13 protein-coding genes are annotated in these 13,369 nt (G+C 72.4%); 7 read left to right on the top strand and 6 right to left on the bottom strand.

What is annotated here, in order from left to right; translation table 11 throughout:
* Window positions 1–9: 9 nt before the first annotated feature.
* Complete coding sequence (locus O7597_RS21820) at window positions 10–531, bottom strand: GNAT family N-acetyltransferase (RefSeq protein WP_269738895.1); 522 nt, start codon at window positions 529–531, stop codon at window positions 10–12.
* A gap of 173 nt (window positions 532–704) precedes the next feature.
* On the opposite strand from O7597_RS21820, the gene O7597_RS21815 reads away from it, so the two are divergent.
* Window positions 705–1,199: a MarR family transcriptional regulator gene (locus O7597_RS21815; protein ID WP_269738896.1), complete on the top strand. Its 495-nt coding sequence runs from the start codon at window positions 705–707 to the stop codon at window positions 1,197–1,199.
* Between the two features lie 10 nt (window positions 1,200–1,209).
* A complete protein-coding gene (locus O7597_RS21810) occupies window positions 1,210–2,196 on the top strand; it encodes a pirin family protein (protein ID WP_281580554.1) in 987 nt (328 codons plus the stop codon).
* Window positions 2,197–2,245: 49 nt separating this feature from the next.
* Here O7597_RS21810 and O7597_RS21805 read toward each other — a convergent pair whose 3' ends face one another.
* The gene (locus O7597_RS21805) at window positions 2,246–2,374 is read right to left on the bottom strand and encodes a hypothetical protein (protein WP_269738898.1); all 129 of its coding nucleotides are present in this window, start codon (window positions 2,372–2,374) and stop codon (window positions 2,246–2,248) included.
* A gap of 122 nt (window positions 2,375–2,496) precedes the next feature.
* On the opposite strand from O7597_RS21805, the gene O7597_RS21800 reads away from it, so the two are divergent.
* Window positions 2,497–4,086 carry a phospholipase D-like domain-containing protein gene (locus O7597_RS21800; protein ID WP_269742586.1) on the top strand — a complete coding sequence of 530 codons (1,590 nt, stop codon included), beginning with the start codon at window positions 2,497–2,499 and terminating at the stop codon, window positions 4,084–4,086.
* On the opposite strand, the gene O7597_RS21795 is transcribed toward O7597_RS21800, so the two are convergent.
* Window positions 4,035–4,769, bottom strand: coding sequence for a hypothetical protein (locus tag O7597_RS21795; RefSeq protein WP_269738899.1), 735 nt, complete (start codon window positions 4,767–4,769; stop codon window positions 4,035–4,037). The genes O7597_RS21800 and O7597_RS21795 overlap by 52 nt on opposite strands.
* A 392-nt stretch (window positions 4,770–5,161) precedes the next feature.
* Here O7597_RS21795 and O7597_RS21790 point away from each other — a divergent pair, with 392 nt between their 5' ends.
* Complete coding sequence (locus O7597_RS21790; RefSeq protein ID WP_269738900.1) at window positions 5,162–5,986, top strand: SigB/SigF/SigG family RNA polymerase sigma factor; 825 nt, start codon at window positions 5,162–5,164, stop codon at window positions 5,984–5,986.
* A gap of 60 nt (window positions 5,987–6,046) precedes the next feature.
* Here the strand turns inward: O7597_RS21790 and O7597_RS21785 are convergent, their stop codons facing one another.
* Genes O7597_RS21785 through O7597_RS21775 form a run of 3 tightly spaced genes read right to left on the bottom strand, consistent with a single transcriptional unit; the run spans window position 6,047 to window position 8,824 of the window.
* Window positions 6,047–6,640, bottom strand: coding sequence for a GNAT family N-acetyltransferase (locus O7597_RS21785; RefSeq protein ID WP_269738901.1), 594 nt, complete (start codon window positions 6,638–6,640; stop codon window positions 6,047–6,049).
* Window positions 6,637–8,160: an APC family permease gene (locus O7597_RS21780; protein WP_269738902.1), complete on the bottom strand. Its 1,524-nt coding sequence runs from the start codon at window positions 8,158–8,160 to the stop codon at window positions 6,637–6,639. The genes O7597_RS21785 and O7597_RS21780 overlap by 4 nt, the downstream gene beginning before the upstream one ends.
* Before the next feature lie 37 nt (window positions 8,161–8,197).
* Complete coding sequence (locus O7597_RS21775; protein WP_269738903.1) at window positions 8,198–8,824, bottom strand: GPP34 family phosphoprotein; 627 nt, start codon at window positions 8,822–8,824, stop codon at window positions 8,198–8,200.
* Between the two features lie 141 nt (window positions 8,825–8,965).
* On the opposite strand from O7597_RS21775, the gene O7597_RS21770 reads away from it, so the two are divergent.
* The 3 genes from O7597_RS21770 to O7597_RS21760 all read left to right on the top strand — a co-directional run bounded on the left by O7597_RS21770 (window position 8,966) and on the right by O7597_RS21760 (window position 13,367).
* Window positions 8,966–9,808 (top strand): helix-turn-helix transcriptional regulator, encoded by an 843-nt coding sequence (locus tag O7597_RS21770; RefSeq protein ID WP_269738904.1) that lies wholly within the window; start codon window positions 8,966–8,968, stop codon window positions 9,806–9,808.
* Between the two features lie 43 nt (window positions 9,809–9,851).
* On the top strand, window positions 9,852–10,043 hold the full coding sequence (locus tag O7597_RS21765) for a DUF397 domain-containing protein (protein WP_269738905.1): 192 nt from the start codon (window positions 9,852–9,854) through the stop codon (window positions 10,041–10,043).
* Between the two features lie 669 nt (window positions 10,044–10,712).
* Window positions 10,713–13,367, top strand: coding sequence for an ATP-dependent helicase C-terminal domain-containing protein (locus tag O7597_RS21760; RefSeq protein ID WP_269742587.1), 2,655 nt, complete (start codon window positions 10,713–10,715; stop codon window positions 13,365–13,367).
* Window positions 13,368–13,369 lie beyond the last annotated feature (2 nt).

The following is a 13,369-nucleotide window of genomic DNA, read 5'->3' as shown; positions in this document are numbered from 1 at the left end:
GCCGCCCGGTCAGTCGGTGGCGAGGCGGGCGTGCAGGTGCTCGTCGTAGCGGCGCCCGTCGCCGTAGCGGTGCGACTGCCGCAGCGTGCCCTCGGCCGCGAAGCCGGCCCGCTCGGCGACCCGGCAGGAGGCCGGGTTGGCCACCGCGTGGCACAGCTCGATCCGCTCCAGCCCGAGGTCGGTGAAGGCCCACCGGCTGAGCCGCACCACCGCCGCGGTGGCAACCCCGCGACCACGGGCGGCCGCGACCGTCCAGTAACCGATCGAGGCGTCGCCGGCGTGGATGCGGTGCAGCGACACCGAACCGAGCAGGATCTCCGGGTCGGCCGGATCGGCCGCCGCCAGCGACACGTGACCCCCGCCCGACCAGTCGGCCCGCCACCGTAGCCAGCGCAGCGCGGCGTCGAGATCGAGCGGGTCGCCCTGCGGGTTCCACTGCGCGATCGCTGGATCTCGCCAGGCTTCCAGAACGGCGGGTGCGTCCGCATCCCGCCAGGGGCGCAGCAGCAGGCCGGGAGCGGTCAGTTCCACGGCGGCAGAGTCTCACACCACCCGCGCCGACCGCGCACCGGACATCTCCCGGCGGTCCACCCGGTGCACTCCTTCAAAGCTTCACCATCGCCTCTCAGCACTCCCACCCGTACCACAGCCATCAAGATGGCGACCCCTTGTTCAAATTTTGAATAAGTGCTACCTTGGCGTACGTGACCGAGAGCCTGGACCGCGACCGCCTGACCGCCTGGCGGACCTACATCGAGGCCAGCCAGCGGTTGTTCACCCGACTCGAGGACGACCTACGTGCCGCCAGCGGGCTCAGCTTCGCCGACTACCACGTGCTGGTGCTGCTCGCCGAGGTTCCCGGGCACCGACTGCGGATGGGCGAGCTGGCCGACCGCCTGGTCTTCTCACCCAGCCGGCTGACCTATCAGGTCTCCTCCATGCAACGACGGGGCCTGGTCGCCCGCCAGCCGTGTCCGCGGGACGGGCGGGGCAGCGAGGCGGTGCTGACCGCCGCCGGGCTGCTGGCGCTGCGGGAGGCCGCGCCGCACCACCTGCGCTCCGTGCGTACCCACCTGATGGACGACCTCGACGACACCGAGGTCGCCGCCCTGACCCGGATCTTCACCCGGCTCGGCCGACGACTGCGCCCGGCCGACGGCAGCGACGCCACCCTCGCCACCACCCCCGGCGACAACTGAAGGAGCCCCGATGCCCGCCATCACCGTCGACAACGTCCTCGTCCTGCCCCGGCTGCCGCGGCTCGACGAGTCCACCGCCTTCCGGCCGGTCCGCCGGCTGACCACCGCGCCCAGCGGCTTCGAGGGCGAGGGTTTCCCGGTGCGCAAGGCCTTCGCCGGGGTGCCGATGAGCGAGCTGGACCCGTTCATCATGCTCGACCAGATGGGCGAGGTGGACTACGCGCCCGGCGAGCCGAAGGGCACCTCCTGGCACCCGCACCGGGGCTTCGAGACCGTCACCTACATCATCGACGGCATCTTCGACCACCAGGACAGCCACGGTGGCGGCGGCACGATCACCAACGGCGACACCCAGTGGATGACCGCCGGCAGCGGCCTGCTGCACATCGAGGCCCCGCCGGAGCACCTGGTGGTCAGCGGTGGGCTGTTCCACGGCACCCAGCTGTGGGTCAACCTGCCCCGGGCGGCCAAGATGAGCCCACCGAAGTACCAGGACATCCGGGGCAACCAGGCCGCGTTGCTGACCACCCCCGACGGTGGGGCGCTGATCCGGGTGATCGCCGGTGAGATCGCCGGCCACCGGGGGCCCGGCTCCACCTACACCCCGATCACCGTCACCCACGTGACGGTCGAGCCGGGGGCGCAGGTGGATCTGCCCTGGCGGCCGGACTTCAACGCGCTGGTCTACGTGCTCGGCGGGCGCGGCACGGTCGGCGCCAACGGACGTGGCGTCCGCACCGGACAACTGGCCGTGCACGGGCCGGGTGACGCGTTGCGGTTCAAGGCGAACGCCCGCCAGGACAGCCGCAACCAGACCTTCGACCTCTACATCATGGGCGGGCAGCCCATCCGGGAGCCGGTGGCGCACTACGGGCCGTTCGTGATGAACACCCGCGACGAGCTGATCCAGGCGTTCGAGGACTTCCAGGCCGGCCGGCTCGGCGTCGTCCCGGCACAGCGGCTGCCGCACACCGAGGGCCAGGGCGAGCGCCCCTGAGCGACCGTCGGACGCAGGGCGGCTCCGGTGTCGGGGCCGCCCGGCCGGCTCAGGAGACGGCGAAGATGCCGGCCAGGCCGAGCAGGACCATCACCAGTACGGTCAACAGCGCCCCCCGCTCGCCCTCCACCGCCTGCTCGCGGTGCTCGGTCACGGAGTTCGTCGGCTCGCCGGACATGCTTCGGCTCCTCCCTGCTCGGGGTGTGGGTCGGTCGCCAACAGCCAGCAGCCCACCAGCGTGCGAGCCCGACCACGGGTTCGTATGGTGAGGACGTGAACGACCTCTCTGAGGGCGGGAGCATGCCGCTGCAGGACTGGTTCCTCACCGCACCGGAACGCGCCAACCCGGTCTCTGAGTTACCCGTCTGGACCAGTGGAAACCTCGCCGAGCCGCTGATTCACGGTGCCGCGTACTTCGACCGGCTGGTCACCGAGGTCGACGGGCTGGGCGCCGGCGACCACCTCTTCTTCGCCGACTGGCGGGGTGATCCGGACGAGCGGCTCCGCCCGGACGGGCCGACGATCTCCCAGTTGTTCGCCCGGGCCGCCCAGCGCGGCGTGGTGGTCAAGGGACTGATCTGGCGGTCGCACCTCGACGTGCTGTCCTACAGCCACCAGGAGAACCGCAACCTCAGCGAGGCGATCTCGGCCGCCGGTGGCGAGGTGCTGCTCGACCAGCGGGTCCGGCGCGGTGGATCGCACCACCAGAAGCTGGTGGTGCTGCGCCGCCCGGCCGCCCCCGAGCAGGACATCGCCTTCGTCGGCGGCATCGACCTGTGCCACAGCCGCCGCGACGACGACGCGCACCACGGTGACCCGCAGGCGGTACGGATGGCCGCCGCGTACGGTGACCGTCCGCCCTGGCACGACGTGCAGCTGGCGCTGCGCGGACCGGTGGTGGGCGCGCTGGACACCACGTTCCGCGAGCGGTGGACCGACCCGATGCCGCTGGACTCGGAGAATCCCCTCGCCTATCTGCGCGACCGGCTCCGCGGGGCGGATCTCACCGCCGGGCCGCTGCCGGACCAGCCCGCCGATCCGCCGCCCTGCGGGCCGCACCACGTCCAGGTGTTGCGCACCTATCCGGCGGTCCGGCCCCGGTACGCGTTCGCCCCGGACGGCGAACGCACGGTGGCTCGCGGCTACACCAAGGCGGTACGCCGGGCCCGTCGGCTGATCTACCTGGAGGACCAGTACCTCTGGTCCGCCGAGGTGGCCGAGCTCTTCGCCGCGGCGCTGCGCGACAATCCCGAGCTGCACCTGGTCGCGGTGGTGCCTCGCCATCCCGACGTGGACGGGCGGCTGGCCCTGCCACCGAACACGGTAGGTCGAGAGCAGGCGCTGGCCCTGTGCGAGCAGGCCGCGGCGGGGCGGGTGCACGTCTTCGACGCGGAGAACCACGCCGGCACCCCGGTCTACGTGCACGCCAAGGTGTGTGTGGTCGACGACGTCTGGGCCTGCGTCGGCAGCGACAACTTCAACCGGCGGTCCTGGACGCACGACAGCGAACTGTCCTGCGCCGTGCTGGACGACACCGCGGACGAGCGCTCCCCGCACGATCCGGCGGGTCAGGGTGACGGGGCCCGGTTGTTCGCCCGGGAGTTACGGCTACGCCTGCTCCGCGAGCACCTGGACCGCGATCCGGCCGGCGGCGACGACGCCGACCTGGTCGACCCGGACGACGCGGTCGCGGCGATCACCGCCGCCGCCGAGGCGTTGCAGCACTGGTACGACGGCGGCCAGGTGGGACCACGCCCACCCGGCCGGCTGCGACCGCACCGCGCCCGGCGCCTGCCCTGGTGGACGCGGGTCTGGGCGCTGCCCGCGTACCGCCTGGTCTACGACCCCGACGGCAGGCCGCTGCGGGCCCGCCGGTCGGGCACCTGGTAGCCCGGCGTCAGCTCGCCGAGGACCGTCAGCCCACCCGGGTACGCGAACGAGGAGCGCGGCGAGTAGTAGCCCCAGGCGATGGTGAGCGGGTTCTCCGGGCGCAACGCGTACACCGGGTGGTCCGGATCGAGAAACTCGACGGATTCGATCTCGAACGAGGTGGACGGTTCGGCGATCACCGGATAGATGCTGCTGACCAGTTGACCGTGCAACTCGGTCAGGTAGCGGTGGTGGCCGTTGTGCATGGCGTGTCCGGTGTCACCGACGCGAACCTGGGCTCGGATCACCGGCACGCCCTCGATGTCCGTCCCGGTGGCGATCGTGTCGCCCCGCTCGGTGATGGTGGTGCGACCCGGTACGGCCGGGGCACCCCGGGCCAGGGCGTAGTGGCGAACCCGCTCGCTCGAGGTGACGTAGTGGGTCCACCAGCCACCGGGGGTCACCCCGTCCGGGGCGTCCATCCCGACGAGCGTGACACCGAGATAGGTGAGCGAGTAGGAACCGAAGCCCGAGGTCTGGCTCTCGTCGTCCACCACGTACTGGTTCATGAAGACCTCACGGTCCGGGTGGGGCCGTAGCCCCGCGGGGACCAGCGCCGCCACCGCGTCCGGGTCCGCCGGCAGCCAGCTGAAGTACAGCGTCCGGCTGTTCACGACGAGGTGGGGAACGGCAGGATCGAGCACGGCACCTCCGGATCAGGGATGTACCCCGCGACGCTAAGCCCAGTCCCGTTCACGGGACAACGACGGATTGATGACACTCCGCTTGCGATCCCCGCCGGCATCGTCCGTTCCGGCAGCCCGACGTCCTCGTCCGGCCCGACCACGAGGGTCGCCCGGGCATCCGCGACTGGCCCGATCGGTCGATCTGGCCGCAGAATCACGGTCGTTCAACCCTCATCGACGCACCAGTGTGGGACATTTAGCGGCTTTCATGCCTTGAAATCACTTAAGTACATCGTCCGTTCGGCTAGATTTCTAGGAGACGATCGGGCTAAGGTGACTCCCGAACGTACCAACGGAACCAACCAAAGCGTCACGTCTATATCCGCGGACGAGGTGCAGGGAGGACCACCATGACCGCGTCAACGATCACCGAATCGGCGACCACCCCGGCGACCCCGGCCCCGAAGCTCGACCCGCGGGCGCTCACCGACAGCGCCGCCGAGCTGCTGAACGCCATGGCCGCGCTGCCGGCCGGGCACCCGTCCCGAGCCGCGCTTCGCGACCGGGCGATCGAGGCCTGGTTGCCGCTGGCCAACCACCTCGCTCACCGCTACAGCGGGCGCGGCGAGCCCACCGACGATCTCGCGCAGACCGCCGCCGTCGGCCTCATCAAGGCCATCGACAAGTTCGACCCCTCCCGCGGGGTGGACTTCGCCGGATACGCGATCCCGACCATCATCGGCGAGCTGAAGCGGCACTTCCGCGACCGGACCTGGGACATCCGGGTGCCCCGCCGGCTGCAGGAGCTGCGGCTGGCCATCTCGGACGCCAACAGCTCACTGCTGCAGTCCCTGGGCCGGTCCCCGACCGTGGCCGACATCGCCGCCCACCTCAAGCTCACCGAGGAAGAGGTGCTGGAGGGCCTGGAGGGCGCCCGCGCGTACAACGCGGTGTCGCTGTCCACCCCGACCGGTGACGGCGACCGCGCGACCGAGCTGGGCGACATGCTCGGCGGTGAGGACAGCGAGTTCGAGCTGGCCGAGCTGCGGGTGGCGCTGGGCCCGGCGCTGGCCACGCTCGACGAGCGCGAGCAGAAGATCCTGACGCTGCGGTTCTACGGCAACCTGACGCAGTCGCAGATCGCGGAGCAGATCGGCGTGTCGCAGATGCACGTGTCCCGGCTGCTGGCCCGGGCCCTGACGAAGCTGCGGGGGCAGCTCGACGGCACGTACTAGGAGGGGGTGGCGATGGTGGCCGGGTCCGACGGACCCGGCCACCATCGTCTTCGCGCCACCTCAGCCGGCGACGGGATCCCGCCACATCGGCCAGAACGGCGTGCCGTCGGGTAGCCGGAACGGTTCGGCGACCCGGTAGCCGTGCCGCGCGTACAGGTCACGGCTGGTCTCGCTGCTCGCCTCCAGGTACGCCGGCATGCCGTTGGCGTCCAGCCAGGTGTGATGGTGACGCAGCAGTGCCGTGCCGACGCCCTGGCCCTGGCGGTCCGGACGCACCGCGAGCAGCGCCAGATGATGGTGGTCGGCGTGTGGATGGTTCGCCGCGAACAGCTCGTCCAGGTGCACGAAGTTCGGGGTCCACTCCCCGCACGCCAGGGCCAGCCGGGCGTCGTAGTCCTCCGGCGGCGGCAGTGGTTCACCGACCGACGGCAACCAGACGGCCACCCCGGCGCGGTCCTCGGTGCCGAACACCAGCCCGTGCCGGGTGGCGTGCTCGACGATGATCTCGAAGTTCCCGGCCAGCACCGACTCCCGCTTGGCCTCGTCCGGCACCAGCCAGCGGGGCTGGTCCAGCACCATGAACGCCTCGGCTATCCGGGCCGCGACCCAGCGGGTGTCGTCCGCGCCGAGCCGCCCGATCTCCGGCTCGCTCATCGCCGCACCTCCGCCGTCGGCACCGGCTCGGTGGCCGGCGGGGGAACCACCACGGCCGCCGCGCTCTCCGCGCCCAGGCCGATCCGGGCGTACGTGTCGGGACGCCGCCGCCGCAGCGACAGGCCCCACAGTCCGCCCAGCAGCGCCGCCACCGGGTAGGCCAGCGGGATCGCCCAGCGCAGCGGGGAGTCCGGCTCGACGCCGAGCAGGTTGGCGAAGTTCTGCACCGCCAGCACGATGATCGCGACGAGGGCGATCGCGGCGAGGCCGGGCGCGACCAGCCGCCGCCACAGCGTCTCCTGCTCACCACTGCGGGCGAAGTACGCGATGATCGCGACCGCGGTGGTCGCGATCAGCAACAGCACGCCGAAGCCGCCGCTGGTGCCCAGCCAGAAGAACAGCTGCAGGACCGGATCCCAGCCGTTGACCGCGTACAGGATGATCACCAGCAGGCCCAGCACGCTCTGTGCGATCGAGGCGGCCCGGGGTGCCCCGGTGGTCGGCGAGGTCCGCCCGAACACCGCCGGCAGCACCCGTTCCCGACCCAACGCGAAGGCGTAGCGCGCGGTGGTGTTGTGGAACGAGATCATGGCGGCCAGCACCGAGGTCAGGAAGAGTGCCTGCCCGATGGTCAGAACGGTGTCGCCCAGGTGCGCCCCGGCCAGGTTGAAGATCAGCTCGACGCTCTGGGTACCCGCCTCCTCGACGATCCGGTCCGGCCCGACCGCCACCGTCATGCTCCACGAGGAGAGCGCGTAGACCACCGCGATGATCGCCACAGACAGGTAGGTGGCCATCGGCACCGTACGCTTCGGGTCCTTGCTCTCCTCGCTGAAGACCACCGCCGCCTCGAAGCCGACGAAACCGAGGATCGCCAGCACCAGTACCGCGCCGAGCCCGGGCACGAAGAAGTTCTCCGGCGAGAACGCGGCGAAGCTCACGCTGCCGCCGGCCGGGTTGCCCAGCTGGCCGAGATCGAACACCACGATGATGGCGATCTCGGCGCAGAGCAGCGCCGCCAGCACCATGCCGTTGATGTCCACCCGGAGCAGGCCGAGCATCGCCACCAGCGCCCACGCCACCAGCGCCACGATCCACCACTGTGGCGTGATCCCGAACAGCCGGTCCAGCACCGGTGCCGCCGCCGCGCCGATCGTTCCGTAGAGCCCGACCTGGAGGGCGTTGTAGGCGATCAGCGCCACCCAGGCCGTACCCACACCGGCCGGGCGTCCGAGCCCCCGGGCCACGTACGCGTAGAAGGCGCCGGCGTTGGCCATCCGCCGGGCCATGGCCACGTAGCCGACGGAGAAGACGGCGAGCACCACGGCCACCGCCAGGAAGGCCAGCGGAATGCCGAGCACGCCGATGACCCCGTAGCCGGTGGTGACCACGCCGGCGACCACGGTCAGCGGCGCCGCCGCGGAGAGGACGAAGAAGATCACTGAGGGAACGCCGAGCCGGCCGCGGGCCAGCGCTTCGGAGACGTTGCTCGGTCGTTCGGTTGTCGCTGTCGAGGACATGTACCGCTCCGGTCTGAGGGGAAGGGGGTGTACCGGGTCAGGGGGCGCCGCGCAGCACCGCCGCACCAACGGCTGCCTCGGTGTGCGCCACGAGTTCCTTCAGCGGGTCCGGCAGGGCCGGGATGATCAGGTTGAGTCGGTGGTGTGCGCGCGGACCCGCGCTCCACAGCACCTCCCGGGTCAGGCCGGCGGCGGCGACCAGCCCGAGCAGCGTCGCGTCGGGAACGCTGGGCGGCTCTGCGCGCTCCAGCAGCGCCCGCAGCCGGGTGGCCGGCCAGGCCACGACGTTGAGATCGATCGGCTGGTAGGTGACGGTGGTCCGCAGCAGTCGCCGGCTCTCCTGCCGGCGCAGCACGCCGGCCCGGGACAGCCGCTCCCCCACCGCGGTCACCGAGGTCTGGGCGAGGAAGCTGAGCCAGGTACGCACCGACTGGTGCTGCGCCTCGCCGACCAGCTGGTCCAGCACCGTGTGGGCCAACGCGTCGGCCGGTGGCCGGCGGTCGATCACCGCGACCTGCCCCCCGGAGACGGTGATGTGTCCATAGAGGGTCAGTTCGCCGAGAAGCCCCCCGGCCAGCCCGAGACTGGTCGCCGCCGGGTGCAGCTTCGCCTTGCCCCGGGTGTCGTTGTGCGCGATCAGAAAGAACTCGTCGGCGGTGAGCACACGTCCTCCCGAGCCGGCCGTCCACAGTGATCGCTAACCGGGAAAGGATGCACCGAGCGCAACTGCAACGCAACTCCCGTTTTCGCCAGTTGCACTCTGTGGTGAAGCGACCTGCGCCTTTTCCCGTGACAGACTCGGAGGGTGACCGCGAGCCCCACCGTTCGACGCCGCCGTATCGCCCGGGAACTGCGCCAGTTGCGGGAGCGCGCCGGCATGACCCTGGACGTCGCCGCCCGGCAACTGGACATGTCCAAGAGCAACCTGTCGCGCATCGAGAACGCGCAGATCGGCATCAAGCCACGCGATGTCCGGGCCGCGCTCGCGCTGTACCAGGTCACCGGCAGCGACGCCGAGGCCCTCATCGAGATCGCCCGGGGTGCCCAGCAGCGCGGCTGGTGGCAGCACTACAGCGACGTGCTTCCGGAATGGTTCGAGTTCTACGTCGGACTGGAGGCCGAGGCCGCCACCCTGCGCACGTACGAGGCCGAGGCGGTGCCCGGCCTGTTGCAGACCGAGGCGTACGCCCGCGAGGTGTACCGGCTGACCGCCGGCGAGGAGGACCTCGATCGCAAGGTGGCCGCCCGGCTACGCCGGCAGGACGTGCTGCGCGGCGACGATCCGGTGGAGCTGTCGGTGGTGTTGAACGAGGCGGTACTGCTACGCCCTGTCAGCGATCGCACCGTCATGGCCGGCCAGATGACCCACCTGGAGACCCTCGCCCAACTACCCAACGTAACCCTCCAGGTACTTCCCTTCGACGCTGGCGGACATCCGGCGATGAACTCGCCGTACGTGCTCCTCACGTTCGCCGACGCGGCCGACGCGGCCGTTGTCTACCTGGAAAATCTCTCCACGGGCCTGGCACTGGAGGAGGTCGCGCAGGTGCGCTCGTATAGCCTTGTGCACGAGAGGCTGTGCAGTCTGGCACTCGATCCCGCGGCGTCTTTGATCCGCCTGAAGGAAGCTTCTCGTTACTTTACGTGACCGCTGCATCGCGGTCACTGTCGGTATCGACGGAGGGATCGCGATGACCGCGCTCGACCTGTCCCGGGCGGAGTGGCGCACCAGCACCCGCAGTGTGGGCAACGGCAACTGTGTCGAGGTGGCCACCGTCGACGGTGCGGTCGCGGTGCGGGACAGCAAGGACCGGCACGGCCCGGTGCTGACCTTCCCGCCGTCGGCCTGGCACGCCTTCGTCGCCAGCGTCCACACTCGCTGACCCCACCCACCGCCCGCCGGGCCCACACCGTCTGCCCGGCGCCGTCCCGCCCTGCGCCGCGCTTCCGGGTGGCGACCGAGGCCGGCGAGCGACTCACCCCTCACGGCGGCCGGTCCCCTGCCGCGCCGCCCCGCGCCGCCGCAGTCCACCGTCGGGCAAGACGACCAGGACCGACCCGTCACCAGTTGTGACCGAGGCAATGCACGCCGGAGGTTACCGTCCGCAACAGCCACGGCCACCAACCCACATTCCACCCTCCGCCCTTTGCTCTGCTTCAACCCACGCAACCCCCTAGTGACCTGCTGAAATGCCCGGAACTGGGCAAGCTGGCCACCCGGTCAAACGACGCGGAGAGTGACCGTTGCGTGGGTTGAAGCAGAGCAAAGCAGTGAGGGAGGTTATGCCGGGCTCCGGCAGGCGGCTACGAAGTGTGACGGGCGTGCCTAGTCGACGGGCACCGACGCGTGCCGCCGGTGTACTCGGAAGACGCCGGGGGACCACTCAGCCAGGATGTCCTCAGGCTCGGGCCGGGAGGACGCTGACGCCGCCGGGCCGCCGGGCGACAGCTCGCTTCTACCGGGTGACATGACGTCGGCCGGGCGAGGGCCGGGCCAGAGGCGGGGGTGGGGCAAGGGCGCGGGTGGGGTATGGGCGGTGCGAGACTGGGCCGTGCTCTCCGACGTGCCCATCGACCTGCCGGTCCGGCCGGTGTTGCCGGCGCTGGTGGCGGCGCTGGGCTCGGCCGGCAGCGCGGTCCTGGTGGCCCCGCCGGGTACCGGCAAGACCAGCCTCGCCCCGCTCGCCGTGGCCGACGCGGTGGCCGGGCGGGTGATCGTCGCCCAGCCCCGTCGGGTGGCCGCCCGGGCCGCCGCCCGCCGGATGGCGGCACTGCTCGGCGAGCCGGTCGGTGGCCGGGTCGGCTACGCGGTCCGGGGTGAGCGACGGGCCGGACCGCGGACCCGGATCGAGGTGGTCACCACCGGGCTGCTGGTCCGCCGGTTGCACCACGATCCGGAGTTGGCCGGTGTCGACGCGGTGCTGCTCGACGAGATCCACGAACGTCAGCTCGACGCAGACCTGGCGCTCGCCTTCAGCGTCGAGTCCCGGGCCACCCTGCGGCCGGAGCTGTGGCTGCTGGCCATGTCGGCTACCCCGGAGGCGGACCGCTTCGCGGCCCTGCTCGGTGGTCCGGTGCCGGCACCGGTGGTTCGGGCCTCGTCGGCGCTGTATCCGGTGACCCGTGTCTGGGCACCACCGCCACGGCCGGTGACCCCGTCCGGCGCCGGCCCGGTGGACCGGGCACTGCTCGACCACGTCGCCGCCACCGTCCGGCGGGCGCTTGTCGAACAGGAGGGCGACCTGCTGGTCTTCCTGCCTGGCGTGGGCGAGATCGCCGCCGTCGCCGGCCGGCTCGCCGAGCTGGGCGACCGCGTCGACGTGCTGCGCCTGCACGGTCGGCAGAGCGGCGCCGAGCAGGACGCCGCCCTGCGGGCGGGACAGCGACGGCGGGTGGTGCTGGCCACGGCGGTGGCGGAGAGCAGCCTGACCGTGCCGGGCGTACGGACGGTGGTGGACGCGGGACTGTCCCGGGTGGCTCGGCTGGACCTGGCCCGAGGGCTGGGTGCCCTGGTCACCGTGCCGGTGTCCCGCGCGGCGGCGACCCAACGCGCCGGCCGCGCCGGTCGGGAGGCGCCCGGCCAGGTCTACCGCTGCTGGTCGCCCAGGGCGCACGAGCGGTTGCCCGCACAGCCGGAACCGGAGATCGCCACCGCCGACCTGACCGGCTTCGCCCTCGAACTCGCCGCCTGGGGCGCCCCCGGCGGGACCGGGCTCGCGCTGCCCGACCCGCCTCCGGCGGCGGCGATGACGGTGGCGTCCGAGACGCTGACCGCCCTCGGTGCGATCGACGCGAACGGCCGGATCACCGAGCGGGGCCGGGCCGTCGTCGCGGTCGGAGCGCATCCCCGGCTGGCCCGGGCGCTGCTCGACGGGGCCGACCGGGTCGGCGCCGACCGTGCGGCGCAGGTGGTGGCGCTGCTCAGCGAGCCGACCGTGGCCGGTCCCGGCGACGATCTCGGCGCCGCCTGGCGTCGGTTGCGCGCCGGCACCGACCCGGCCGCCACCGCCCGCTGGCGCGCGGAGGTGCGCCGGCTGCGCGCCGCGGCGGAACAGGCGCGCGACGGCCGCGTCGGCCCCGACGGCCAAGGGGAACGCGAGCCGACGAGCGGCGGGCGGTCGGACGCCGCACCGGCGAAGGAGGCGAACGACGCACGGACGGACGACAGGCGGGCGACGGGCGAGCGGACCGGCGACGGCCGGGTGGGCGGCGAGCGGAGGGCCTGGTTGCCCGACGAGCTTGCCGCCGGGTTGCTGGTCGGGTTGGCGTACCCGGAACGGTTGGCCCGGGTGCGGCGGCCGGGCGGCTCGGCGTACCTGATGAGTGGCGGAACCGCGGCGGAACTGGCGCCCGGGTCGGCGCTGGCGGGCGTCGACTGGTTGGCCGTCGCGGTGGCCGACCGCGCCCCCGGCGCGGCATCCGCCCGGGTCCGGCTGGCCGCCGTCGTCGACGAGGGGACCGCCCGCGAGGCGGCCGGCTCGCTGCTGCGTCGCGAGCGGGAGGTCGCCTGGTCGGACGGGGACGTGGTGGCCAGGGAGGTGCTCAGGCTGGGTGCCATCGGGCTGGTCGACCGTCCCCTGGCCCGGCCCGACCCGGACGAGATCGCCGCCGCGTTGCTGACCGGCCTGCACGACACCGGGCTCGACCTGCTGACCTGGACCCCGGCGGCCAGGACGCTACGTGAGCGGCTGGCCTTCTGCCGGTACGCGTTCGGCGACGACTGGCCCGACGTCTCCGACGAGGCGCTGCTGTCCGGTGCGCCGCGCTGGCTCGGACCGGAGCTGGCCGGTGCCCGGCGGCGGGCCGATCTGGCCCGCGTCGACGTGGTCGCTGCGCTACGCCGGCTGCTGCCCTGGGCGTTGGCGGGACGGCTGGACGACCTGGCGCCGGAGCGGATCGCGGTGCCCAGCGGTTCGCGGATCCGGGTCGACTACGCCGACCCGGCCGCGCCGGTGCTCGCGGTCCGGCTCCAGGAAACCTTCGGTTGGGCCGAGGCACCCCGGGTCGGTGGCGGGCGGGTGCCGGTGCTGCTGCACCTGCTCTCCCCCGCGGGCCGGCCGGTGGCGGTCACCGCCGACCTGGCCTCCTTCTGGCGCTCCGGCTACCGCCAGGTCCGCGCCGAGCTGCGCGGACGCTACCCGCGCCACCCCTGGCCGGAGGATCCGACCACGGCCACGCCGACCCGGCGGGCCGGACGGCGCTCCTGACT

Origin of the sequence: Verrucosispora sp. WMMC514 (assembly GCF_027497295.1) — a bacterium.
Lineage (GTDB): Bacteria > Actinomycetota > Actinomycetes > Mycobacteriales > Micromonosporaceae > Micromonospora > Micromonospora palythoicola.
Note: the sequence above shows the minus strand (reverse complement) of the source record. Positions and strands in the feature narration are given on the sequence as shown.

What these genes read in the sequence shown, in the direction of transcription:
- O7597_RS21810 (WP_281580554.1), top strand. Translation starts at nt 1,210, where the DNA reads ATGCCCGCCATCACCGTCGACAACGTCCTCGTCCTGCCCCGGCTGCCG.
- O7597_RS21805 (WP_269738898.1), bottom strand. Translation starts at nt 2,374, where the DNA reads ATGTCCGGCGAGCCGACGAACTCCGTGACCGAGCACCGCGAGCAGGCG.
- O7597_RS21800 (WP_269742586.1), top strand. Translation starts at nt 2,497, where the DNA reads ATGCCGCTGCAGGACTGGTTCCTCACCGCACCGGAACGCGCCAACCCG.
- O7597_RS21790 (WP_269738900.1), top strand. Translation starts at nt 5,162, where the DNA reads ATGACCGCGTCAACGATCACCGAATCGGCGACCACCCCGGCGACCCCG.
- O7597_RS21785 (WP_269738901.1), bottom strand. Translation starts at nt 6,640, where the DNA reads ATGAGCGAGCCGGAGATCGGGCGGCTCGGCGCGGACGACACCCGCTGG.
- O7597_RS21780 (WP_269738902.1), bottom strand. Translation starts at nt 8,160, where the DNA reads ATGTCCTCGACAGCGACAACCGAACGACCGAGCAACGTCTCCGAAGCG.
- O7597_RS21765 (WP_269738905.1), top strand. Translation starts at nt 9,852, where the DNA reads ATGACCGCGCTCGACCTGTCCCGGGCGGAGTGGCGCACCAGCACCCGC.